This window comes from Bifidobacterium sp. 7101, from assembly GCF_000499285.1.
Classification (GTDB): Bacteria; Actinomycetota; Actinomycetes; order Actinomycetales; family Bifidobacteriaceae; genus Bombiscardovia; species Bombiscardovia apis_A.
In genome coordinates this window covers 1-1,052 of the sequence record NZ_AWUN01000013.1, presented here as the reverse complement: position 1 = coordinate 1,052, position 1,052 = coordinate 1, and the positions used below count along the sequence as shown (strand labels likewise).

The 1,052-nt window shown below is 62.9% G+C and carries 1 protein-coding gene; it reads left to right on the top strand.

Annotated features, from left to right (window positions below):
* Nucleotides 1-994, top strand: a 994-nt coding sequence (locus P272_RS0108535; RefSeq protein WP_029679096.1) for an IS1249 family transposase, incomplete at its 5' end; no start/stop codon positions are given.
* Between the last annotated feature and the right edge of the window lie 58 nt (nucleotides 995-1,052).

Sequence of the window (1,052 nt, the reverse complement as noted above, 5' to 3'; positions counted from 1 at the left end):
GGACTGGCCGCTGACGGGCAGGACCCGGGAACAGATGGGGGCCATGGGCGCCAGGGCCTGGCGTAAACGGGTCGGCTGGTGCTGGAACATCAAGCCGGCAATCACACCGGACGGGGTGGTCCATCACACGCTCATGGCCGACGGCACGTATATGGCACACGGCTGGCGCCTCCTGATAGCGATCGACGGGCAGACGGGCCAGGTCATCGACCGGCAGTGGTGCCATCAGGAGAACACGGCGGCCTGCACGGCCCTGTCCTCCCGCATCCCCGGGCCCGACGTGCTCATCACCGACGGCCTTCGCGGCGTGCAGAAAGCCTGCCATGCCTGCTGGCCGGGCACGCGCATCCAACGCCGCCTGGTGCACGTGCAACGCAACACCAAAACCGACCCGACACTCAAACCACGACTTCAGGCCGGCAAGGAACTCAAGCGACTCTCCGACCAGCCCACCCGGGTCCATACCATCGAGGAAGCGGTGCGTTGGGGTGAGGCCTTGAACGCCTGGCACGAAAGATGGAAAACCCTCATCGACGAACGCACCATGGCCAAGGACGACCCAGCCAACCCCAAAGCCAGCCACCAATCCTGGTGGTGGACCCACCAGGAACTCAGCCGCTGCTACCGCAGGCTCGAACACCTCTTCCAAGACAGACAGCTCTTCGCCTTCCCGGAACCCGAACTCACCGCCGGCGGGCCAGTGGAACGCACCACCAACCGGCTGGAAGGAGGAGTCAACCCACCCATCAAACGCACCCTCCTGCAACACCACGGCCTACCCGAGAGCCACATGAGACGCGCCTGCGAATGGCACTGCTACATGAAAACCGACAACCCCGACCCCGCCAGCCTGATCAGGGACGAACACCACCAGCCACAACCAGCACCCAAACGGGAAACCAGACAGGAACAGGACGAGCCCGAACACTACGGCACCGCCATCAACTGGAACGAGTTCCACACACCAGTCAGATACCCCAACACCACACTCTGACCAACACACAACCAAACCCACACACAGAACCTAAAACAACGCGTTTAGTTCCTATAGG